Source organism: Pseudomonas sp. C2B4, from assembly GCF_013359695.1.
Taxonomy (GTDB): domain Bacteria; phylum Pseudomonadota; class Gammaproteobacteria; order Pseudomonadales; family Pseudomonadaceae; genus Aquipseudomonas.
In genome coordinates, this window is sequence record NZ_JABFMU010000066.1 from 24,128 (window position 1) to 33,848 (window position 9,721).

Annotated in this window: 9 protein-coding genes; all 9 read right to left on the reverse strand. The window is 62.1% G+C overall.

The window, feature by feature from the left end:
- Positions 1-286: 286 nt before the first annotated feature.
- The 9 genes from paaZ to paaA all read right to left on the reverse strand — a co-directional run bounded on the left by paaZ (position 287) and on the right by paaA (position 9,508).
- On the reverse strand, positions 287-2,341 hold the full coding sequence (gene paaZ / locus HNQ83_RS27025) for a phenylacetic acid degradation bifunctional protein PaaZ (protein ID WP_175391908.1): 2,055 nt from the start codon (positions 2,339-2,341) through the stop codon (positions 287-289).
- Positions 2,342-2,399: 58 nt separating this feature from the next.
- A complete protein-coding gene (locus tag HNQ83_RS27030; protein WP_175391909.1) occupies positions 2,400-3,653 on the reverse strand; it encodes an OprD family porin in 1,254 nt (417 codons plus the stop codon).
- A 34-nt stretch (positions 3,654-3,687) separates the two neighbouring features.
- On the reverse strand, positions 3,688-5,334 hold the full coding sequence (locus HNQ83_RS27035; RefSeq protein ID WP_175391910.1) for a cation acetate symporter: 1,647 nt from the start codon (positions 5,332-5,334) through the stop codon (positions 3,688-3,690).
- Positions 5,331-5,639 (reverse strand): DUF485 domain-containing protein, encoded by a 309-nt coding sequence (locus HNQ83_RS27040; protein ID WP_175391911.1) that lies wholly within the window; start codon positions 5,637-5,639, stop codon positions 5,331-5,333. The genes HNQ83_RS27035 and HNQ83_RS27040 overlap by 4 nt, the downstream gene beginning before the upstream one ends.
- Positions 5,640-5,810: 171 nt before the next feature.
- Entirely contained in the window at positions 5,811-6,887 is a 1,077-nt protein-coding gene (gene paaE, locus HNQ83_RS27045) for a 1,2-phenylacetyl-CoA epoxidase subunit PaaE (protein ID WP_175391912.1), read from the reverse strand.
- A 31-nt stretch (positions 6,888-6,918) separates the two neighbouring features.
- Positions 6,919-7,452: a 1,2-phenylacetyl-CoA epoxidase subunit PaaD gene (paaD, locus tag HNQ83_RS27050; protein ID WP_175391913.1), complete on the reverse strand. Its 534-nt coding sequence runs from the start codon at positions 7,450-7,452 to the stop codon at positions 6,919-6,921.
- Complete coding sequence (paaC, locus tag HNQ83_RS27055) at positions 7,439-8,200, reverse strand: 1,2-phenylacetyl-CoA epoxidase subunit PaaC (RefSeq protein WP_175391914.1); 762 nt, start codon at positions 8,198-8,200, stop codon at positions 7,439-7,441. The genes paaD and paaC overlap by 14 nt, the downstream gene beginning before the upstream one ends.
- Positions 8,201-8,208: 8 nt before the next feature.
- Positions 8,209-8,490: a 1,2-phenylacetyl-CoA epoxidase subunit PaaB gene (paaB, locus tag HNQ83_RS27060; protein ID WP_007943393.1), complete on the reverse strand. Its 282-nt coding sequence runs from the start codon at positions 8,488-8,490 to the stop codon at positions 8,209-8,211.
- A 28-nt stretch (positions 8,491-8,518) separates the two neighbouring features.
- A complete protein-coding gene (gene paaA, locus HNQ83_RS27065; protein ID WP_175391915.1) occupies positions 8,519-9,508 on the reverse strand; it encodes a 1,2-phenylacetyl-CoA epoxidase subunit PaaA in 990 nt (329 codons plus the stop codon).
- Between the last annotated feature and the right edge of the window lie 213 nt (positions 9,509-9,721).

A 9,721-nucleotide genomic window follows, 5' to 3' on the forward strand; every position in this document is an offset into this window, starting at 1 on the left:
CGGCGAGGAACCTCTGTGGGAGCGAGCCTGCTCGCGAAAGCGCAGTGTCAGTCGACATCATCGCTGTCTGATACACCGCATTCGCGAGCAGGCTCGCTCCCACAGTGGTTTTTGGTTGGCCGAAAATGTGTGACCACCCAAAAAAACTGTAGGAGCAAAACTTGCTCGCGATAGCAGTGGATCAGCCAACGATGATGTCGACTGGTACTCCGTTATCGCGAGCAAGCTTTGCTCCTACAGGTGTTGTTGGTTGACCACAGGATCTGTGGTCAACCAGAAACGCGGATCAGTCTTCGCGCTTCACGACCAGGGTCAGAATGTCATAGCTGGCCACCAACTCTCCGAGCTGGTTGGTGACTTCCACATCCCACGCCACCACCCCTTGCGGGACGCCTTGCGGGCTCTTTTTGCCCTGGTCGATTTTGCGTTTGCAGGTCAGGCGGGCCTGGATGGTGTCGCCGATGCCGACCGGGTTGATGAAGCGCAGGGTGTCGAGGCCGTAGTTGGCCAGGACCGGGCCGACGCCAGGGGAGACGAACAGGCCTGCCGCCGCCGACAGCACGAAGTAGCCGTGGGCGATGCGCTTGCCGAATTGCGATTCCTTGGCCGCGATGTCGTCGAAGTGCATGTAGAAGTGGTCGCCCGACAGGCAGCCGAAGTTCACCAGGTCGGCTTCGGTGACGGTGCGACGGTGGGTCAGCAGCGACTCGCCGATCTGCAGGTCCTGGAAGTAGCGACGGAACGGATGCACTTCGGTTTCGATGACCTTGGCGCCGCGTACGTATTCACCGGTGACGGCCGCCAGCATGGTCGGCGAACCTTGTACCGCCGCGCGTTGCAGGTAGTGCTTCACCGCACGCAGGCCGCCGAGTTCTTCGCCGCCGCCGGCACGACCCGGGCCGCCGTGTTTGAGTTGTGGCAGTGGCGAGCCGTGACCGGTGGATTCGCCGGCGCAGTTGCGATCCAGCACCAGCAGACGGCCGTGCAGTGCAGCGGCCACCGGTACGGCTTTGGCCGCGATTTGTGGGTCTTTGGTGACCAGGCTGGCCACCAGGCTACCCTTGCCGCGAGCGGCCAGTGCCAGTGCTTCGTCCAGATCGTCATACGCCATCAAGGTGCTGACCGGGCCGAACGCTTCGATGTCGTGAGCGCCGCCTTCGGCGTGCGGATCACGGGCCTGCAACAGGGTCGGGGCGAAGAACGCGCCCTTGTCGACGTTCTCGCCACGCGGCTCGAAACCATCGCGGGCACCGAACAGCAGGTCGCTGCTCTGCAACAGCATTTCCAGGCGCTCGGCCACGTCTTTCTGCTGATCGTGGGACGCCAGCGCGCCCATGCGCACACCTTCCACCGACGGGTCGCCGACCACGACTTTGGCCAGGCGATCACGCAGGCGCGTGGCGACGGCATCAATGTGCTTGGCCGGGACGATGGCGCGGCGGATGGCGGTGCACTTCTGCCCGGCCTTGGTGGTCATTTCCCGGGCGACTTCCTTGATGAACAGCTCGAACTCTTCGTCGTCCGGGGTGACGTCCGGGGCGAGGATCGCGCAGTTCAGCGAGTCGGCTTCGGCGGTGAACGGCACCGAGTTGCGAATCAGGTTTGGGTTGACCCGCAGCTTGGCGGCAGTGTCGGCGGAACCGGTGAAGGTCACCACGTCCTGGCCTTGCAGGCGATCGAGCAGGTCACCGGTGCCGCCGATGATCAGCTGCAGGCTGCCCGCCGGCAACAGGCCGGATTCGTCCATCAGGCGCACCACGGCTTCAGTCAGGTAGCTGGTGGCGCTGGCTGGCTTGACGATGCACGGCATGCCGGCGAGGAAGCTTGGCGCGAACTTTTCCAGCATCCCCCAGATCGGGAAGTTGAAGGCGTTGATGTGCACCGCCACGCCACCGCGTGGGACCAGGATGTGGGTGCCGGCGAAGGTGCCCATTTTGCTCAGTTGCAGCGCCGGGCCTTCGTGGACCACGTTGCCCGACGGCAGCTCGCGGGAACCGAGGCTGGCGTAGGTGAACAGCGTGCTGTTGCCGCCTTCGATGTCGATCCAGCTATCCGCACGGGTCGCGCCGCTGTGGTGGGAAATCGCGTAGAGCTGTTCCTTGCGCTCAGCCAGGTACAGAGCCAGGGCCTTCAGGCGCTGGGCGCGTTGCTGGAAGTCCAGGGCCATCAGGCCGCTGACGCCTTGGCGGCGACCGTGTTCGATGGCTTCGGCGAAGTCCGGGCGCTCTTCATGGGTGCGGAAGATTTCATGGCCGTCGATGGCGCTGCGCAGGATTTGCGCGCCTTGTTGGCCGATCCAGCGGCCGGCGATGAAGCTTTGCAGGGTAGGGGCGTGAGACATCACGATTGCTCCTGGTTATGAGGGGTTGTGGCGCGACCGTGACCGCGCCCTTTCGGAATTACCAAAGCGCCAAGGTGTAACCGACGATCAGCCGGTTCTCATCGAGGGCGGTAGTCAAGCCATTGCCGGAACGGAAGGTCACGTTACGCCAGCGCAGGCTGACGTTCTTGAACACACCGCTCTGGATGACGTAGCTGATATCGGTGTCGCGCTCCCATTCGCGACCGTTGTCGACGCTGCCCGCCTTGACGTGGCGGCCGTCGGTATAGCGGGACATGAAGGTCAGGCCGGGAATGCCTTGCGCCGCGAAGTCATAGTCGTAACGCAGCTGCCAGGAATCCTCGTCGGCGCGGGTAAAGGTGTTGAAAGTCACCAGGTTGACCACGTACGGATCACCGCCGTTGAGGAACGGAAAGGCGCTGTCGCCGGACAGTTGCTGGTAGGCGGCACTGACCTTGTGGGCACCGTGGGCCACCGTGAACATGCCGTTGAAGTTACGGTTGTCGATGCGCCCGGCCCGCTCGGCGCCGTCGCCGCGGCTGTCGAAATAACGCAGGTCGCTGCGCAGGTTGAAGCCATTGCCCAACGGTTGCGTGTGCACCAGTCCGGCGAATTGCTGACGATAGATCTGGTCGAGCTTGCCGTAGTAGTAGCTCACATTCAGTTGCGGGCTGAACGCGTAGCTGCCACCGCCGAAGTCGAAGTGATCGCTGGTGGCGGCGCCGAAGCCGATGTCATCGTTGCTGGAGGAGTCCCGCAGGTTGGTCTTGGTCAGGCGTCCGGCATTCACCGTCAGGCTGTCGATTTCCTGGCTGGTCAGCAAGCCGCCTTCAAAGGTCGAACTCAACAGGCGTGTGTCGTTGTAAGTCGCCACTGGCAACAAGGGCTGCAGGGTGCCGAGTTTCAGCACGCTCTTGGAGACCCGCAATTTTCCGGTCAGGCCCAGTTCGCTGTAATCGTCGTCCGGCTCATGGCTCTGCGGGCCAAACGGCAGCAGCCCGGTGCCACGACGGTCGGGACTGGAGTCGAGCTTGATCCCCAGTTCGCCCAGTGCATCGAGACCGAAACCGAAAGTGCCGTCGGTGAACCCGGACTCGATGCGCGCAGTGAATCCCTGGGCCCATTCTTCAGCCTGGGATTGCGGCGCGTTGTCCTGACGGAAATCGCGGTTGATGTAGTGGTTGCGCATATCAATACGGGCCTTGCTGTCGCCGATGAAGTCGGCCATGGCGCTGGGGGCGATCATGGGCAGACTCAATGCGGCGGCCAGCGAAAACAGTGATTCACAAGACGTGTTACGTGCGGGTTTCATTATTTTTATTCCCAGCCAACTGATCGGTCGTCGTTTAGTGTTTGCTGGCGCCAGTGGCGCCGATGCCGGTCATTGAGCGGATGAACTGCGCCAGATAACGGCCACGCTCAAGGGCTGCACGGGGCGAGGTGTCAGTGACGGAAAACAGCCATGCACTAAAGAACGCCAGACTCATGGAAAACAGCGCCGGGTTGGAGTACGGGAACAGTGCCTTGTCGTGATGCATCACGTTGACCCACACCGCCGGGCTCAGCACCAACAACACAATCGCCGAGACCAGTCCGGACAAACTGCCGAGGACAGCGCCACGGGTGGTCAGGCCTTTCCAGTACATCGAAAGGAACAGCACCGGGAAATTCACCGAGGCGGCGATGGCCAGCACCAGGCCAGACAGGAAAGCGATGTTCTGCGATTCGAACAGCAGGCCAAGGATGATTGCCAGCACGCCGATGCACAGGGTGGCGATCCGCGACACGCGCATCTCTTGCTGCTCGGTGGCCTGGCCCTTGCGCATCACGCAGGCATACAGGTCGTGGGACACCGCCGAGGCGCCGGACAGCGCCAGCCCGGCAACCACTGCCAGAATGGTGGCGAAGGCGACTGCCGAAATGAAGCCGAGGAACAGATTGCCGCCGACAGCTTGGGCCAAGTGAACAGCGACCATGTTGCCGCCACCGATGATCGCGCCAGCCGCGTCGCGGTACGACGGATCGGTACCGACCATGACAATGGCGCCGAAGCCGACGATGATCAGCAGCAAGTAGAAGTAGCCGATGAAACCGGTGGCGTAGAACACGCTCTTGCGCGCTTCCTTGGCATCGCTGACGGTGAAGAAACGCATCAGGATATGCGGCAGGCCGGCGGTGCCGAACATCATGCCCAGCCCCAGGGAAATCGCGTCGATCGGGTTGGACAGCAAGCCGCCCGGCGCCATGATCGCGGTGCCTTTGGCGTGTACGGCGGTGGCACCGGCGAACATTGCTTCGGTGCTGAAACCGAAATGCTTGAGCACCATGAACGCCATGAAACTGGTACCGAACAGCAGCATCACCGCTTTGATGATCTGTACCCAGGTGGTGGCGAGCATGCCGCCAAAGGTCACGTAGAACACCATCAGCACGCCGACCAGCATCACTGCATAGAGGTAGTCGATGCCGAACAGCAATTCGATCAATTTGCCGGCGCCGACCATCTGCGCCACCAGGTACATCAGGGCCACGGTCAGGGTGCCGAAGGCCGAGGTCAGGCGCACCGGGGTCTGTTCCAGGCGATAGGAAACCACGTCGGCGAAGGTGTATTTGCCGAGGTTGCGCAAGCGTTCGGCGATCAGGAACAGGATGATTGGCCAGCCGGCCAATACGCCCAGGGCGTAGAGCAAACCGTCGTAGCCGTTGAGGAACATCATCGCGGAAATGCCGAGGAAGGACGCCGCGGAGATCATGTCGCCGGCAATCGCCAGGCCGTTCTGGAAACCGGTCATGCCGCCGCCGGCGGTGTAGAAGTCGCTGGCCGAACGGGTGCGCAAGGCTGCCCAGCGCGTTACGCCGAGGGTGAACAGCACGAACACCAGGAACATGCCGATGGCGTTCCAGTTCAGTGGGCGGGCTGCGCCGTCGGCGGCCATCGCAATATCAGTGACTGCCGCCAGCGGCAGCAGGAACAACGCGAGAAGGCGGCTCATCGGGCGCACTCCTGCTTGAGTTTTTCATTCAGCGGGTCGATCACGTTGTTGGCGCGATAGACATAGAAACCGGTCAGCGCGAAAGCGAGCATCACGATCACCACACCCACCAGCATGCCCACAGTGGTCACGCCGCCGCTCAGGGACTGGCCGAGGGTGGAGGGGGAAAACGCCACCAGCAGTACGAAGCCGTAATAGATCACCAGCATGGTCAGGCTCAGCGACCAGTACAGCTTCTGCTTGCGGCGTACCAGCTGAATGAAGTCGGGGTGTTGGCGGATGAGTTCTATGTCTTGGGGGCTCATGGTTGTTCTCTTGTTTTTGTTGTGGGATGAACAGTGAGTTGGCGGCAGTTATCGGTTAACTGTGGGAGCGAGCCTGCTCGCGAAGAGGCCATCAGATTCAACATCGATGTTGCCTGATGCTCAGTCTTCGCGAGCAGGCTCGCTCCCACAGGGTTTGGTGGTGCAGGTGTTTTAGAGCTGGTCGAAATCCAGCACGACTTTGTCGCTGATCGGGAAGGCCTGGCACGACAGCACATAGCCGGCGGCCACTTCGTAGTCCTCCAGGGCGTGGTTGCTGTCCATTTCAACTTCGCCTTCGATGACCTTGCACTTGCAGGTCGAGCACACGCCGGCCTTGCACGAGTAAGGCAGTTCGGCGCCTTGGGCGTTGCCGGCGTCGAGGATGCTCTGGCTGTTGCGCGGCAGGTCGAAGGCCAGGGCGCGGCCGTCGCTGATGACGGTGATCTGGCTGACCGCCGAATCCATCTGCCGGGCGGCCTCGCGGGCTTCGCGTTTCTGCTGGCTGCCGGCGGCGGCGAACAGTTCGAAGTGAATGCGCTCGGGCGACATGCCCTTGGCTTTCAGGCTGTCACGCACGGTCTCGGTCATTTCCTGCGGGCCGCAGATGAAGGCGGCGTCCAGGGCTTTGACGTCGAGCCAGCGGCTGAACAGCTGCTCGCATTTCTCGGCGTTGATCCGGCCGTTGTACAGGTCGACATCCTGCTGCTCGCGGCTGAACACGAAGATCAGGTTCAGGCGTTGCAGGTAACGGTTTTTCAGGTCTTCCAGCTGCTCGCGAAACAGCGCACCGGAACTGGAACGGTTGCCGTACAGCAGGGTGACGCGGCTGTGGGGCTCGGTTTCCAGGGTGGTCTTGATTATCGACAGGATCGGCGTGATGCCGCTGCCGGCCGCGACGGCCAGGTATTGGCCATGGCGAGTCGGGTCCAGTTCCACGCTGAAATGGCCGGTGGGCGGCATGACTTCCAGGCTTTGCCCGGCTTTCAGGTGTTCGTTGGCGAATGCGGAAAAGCGCCCGCCGGCCACGCGCTTGATGGCCACACGCAGTTCACCGTCGTTGACCCCGGTGCAGATCGAGTAGGAGCGGCGGACTTCTTCGCCGTCCAGCTGGGTGCGCATCACCAGGTGCTGGCCCTGGGTGAAGTGGAAGCTGTCCTGCAGGTCCTGCGGAATCTCGAAGGCGATGGACACCGCGTCACGGGTCTCGGTGCGCACGTCCTTGATGGTCAGGCTGTGAAATTTGCTCATTGTTGTTCTCCAGCTGGACGGCCGACGCCGCTCAGATGCACTTGAAATAGTCGAACGGTTCCCGGCAATCGACGCAGCGATACAGCGCCTTGCACGCGGTGGAGCCGAACTCGCTGAGCACCTCGGTGTGGACGCTGCCGCATTGCGGGCAGGCGATCACCGGGCTTTCGCCGAGCAGGCTGCGCTTGCTGGTGCTGCCGCTGGGTGGTGCGATGCCGTAGGCGCGCAGGCGTTCACGGCCGCTGTCGCTGATCCAGTCGGTGGTCCAGGCCGGGGTCAACCGGCGCTCCAGGTTCGGCGCGCGGAAACCGGCCTGCTCCAGCGCCTCACGGATATCGCCCTCGATCACCTCGGTGGCGGGGCAGCCGGAGTAGGTCGGCGTGACCACTACGTGCAGATGCCCGGCCTGCCAGTCCAGATCGCGGACAATCCCCAAGTCAACCACGCTGACCACCGGCACTTCCGGGTCCATGACCTCGGACAGGATCGCCCAAGCGGCAGCCAGGTCGGTCGGTTGTGCCGGCCGGGCGCCGAGGTCGCTGGCAATCAGCTCACCAGGTTGCATCGGGGTACGCTCGTGGCAGGAACTGCATCTCGGCCAGCAGAATGCCCAAATGCTCGGTGTGCAGGCCCTTGCGCGCATTCAGGTAGAAATAGCTTGGCGCGGCCGGCACGGGCAGGGTGGCGCTGGCGAAAATCTCGTTGACCTTGGCTTGCCATTGCGCAGCCACGCTGGCGATGTCCGGGGTGATGCCGGCTTCGCACAGGCGCTGTTCGCTGTCATCGGCGGCGATCAGTTCCACGGTGAAGCGCCAGACTTCGGGAATGGCCGCGAGCATGCGCTTGTGGCTCTCTTCAGTGCCGTCGCCCAAGCGCTCGACCCACTCGCCGGAGCGGCGCAGGTGATAGGTGACTTCCTTCACGGCCTTGGCGGCGATGCCGGCGATGCGCTCATCGCTGGATTGAGTCAGGCCCTTGAGTACTTCCAGGTGCCAGGCGTCGTACAGGAACTGCTTGAGGATGGTGACCGCGTAGTCGCCGTTGGGTTGTTCCACCAGCAGCAGGTTGCGGTAGGCGCGCTCGTCGCGGCGGAACGCCAGGTCATCGGCGTCGCGGCCGTCGTCCAGCAGTTCGGCGGCGTAGTCCAGCCAGTTGCGGGCCTGGCCGACGAGGTCCAGGCCAACGTTCATCAGCGCCAGCTCTTCTTCCAGGGCCGGGGCCTTGCCGCACCACTGGCACAGGCGCTGGCCCTGGATCAGGGCGCTGTCGCCTAGGCGCAGCAAGTATTCGATCAGATCGGTCTTGTTATTCATGGTCGACCTCACATGTGCCCGACTTCGGCCGGCAGCTCGTAGAAGCTGGCGTGGCGGTAGACCTTGTCGTCCGACGGGTCGAACAGCGGGTCTTTTTCATCCGGCGACGAGGCGGTGATCAACGCCGATGGCACGACCCACAGGCTCACGCCTTCGCTGCGACGGGTGTAGAGCTCGCGCGCGTTCTCGATGGCCATGGTGGTGTCGGCGGCATGCACGCTGCCGACGTGCTTGTGGTTCAGGCCGTGCTTGCTGCGCACGAAAACTTCGAAGAGGGTCCACTCGGACATTTCAATTACTCCACATCAGGTGGCCGAATCAGGCGGCGTTCTTGTTTTGTTTTTTGCGGGCGTGGGCGACGGCGGCTTCGCGAACCCAGGCACCGTCTTCAATCGCCTTGCGGCGGGTGGCGACGCGTTCGTGGTTGCACGGGCCGTTGCCCTTGAGCACTTCGTAGAATTCGTCCCACTGGATCTGGCCGAAGTCGTAATGGCCGGTCTCGGCGTTCCACTTCAGGTCCGGGTCGGGGCAGGTGCAGCCCAGCAACTCCAGTTGCGGGATGGTCTGGTCGATGAAGCGCTGGCGCAGTTCGTCGTTGCTCTGGCGCTTGATTTTCCAGGCCATGGACTGGGCGCTGTTCGGCGAGTGTTCGTCGCTCGGGCCGAACATCATCAGCGCTGGCCACCACAGACGGTTGATCGCGTCCTGGACCATGTCTTTTTGCGCCTGATTGCCGTGACGCATCATGGTCAGCAGGATTTCGTAGCCCTGGCGCTGGTGGAAGCTCTCTTCCTTGCAGATGCGGATCATCGCCCGGGAGTACGGGCCGTAGGAGGTGCGCTGCAGCACCACCTGGTTGACGATCGCCGCACCGTCTACCAGCCAGCCCACCGCGCCCATGTCGGCCCAGTTCAGCGTCGGGTAGTTGAAGATGCTCGAATACTTGGCTTTGCCGCTGTGCAACTTGTCGATTTCTGTATCGCGATCGGCGCCCAGGGTTTCCATGGCGCTGTACAGGTACAGGCCGTGGCCGGCTTCGTCCTGGATCTTGGCCATCAATTGCAATTTGCGTTTGAGCGTCGGCGCACGGGTGACCCAGTTGCCTTCGGGCAGCATGCCGACGATCTCGGAGTGAGCGTGCTGGGAAATCTGCCGGATCAGGGTCTGCCGGTAAGCATCTGGCATCCAGTTCTTGGCTTCGATCTTGATTTCTGAATCGATTTTTTCCTGGAAGGCGCGTTCCTGATCGGACATCTCCGACACGTCCTTGATGCGCTTTACACCAGTTTCTACAAGCTGTGCGTACATTTCGGTCTCCGGCCTCTTTTTTGTTCAGGGGCATTGCGAGGGCATGGAGAACTTTATAAGCGATACAGAAATTAATATCAAACTGAAAATGACGTGTCGTATTTGTTTTTTGTATCGCTTTGGGATGAATGGTTGGTTTTGGGGGTGAGTAGGTTGGTGTACATATCCATTTCTGCGGTAACGGCTGCTTATGGTTTCGCCCTTACGGCGAGT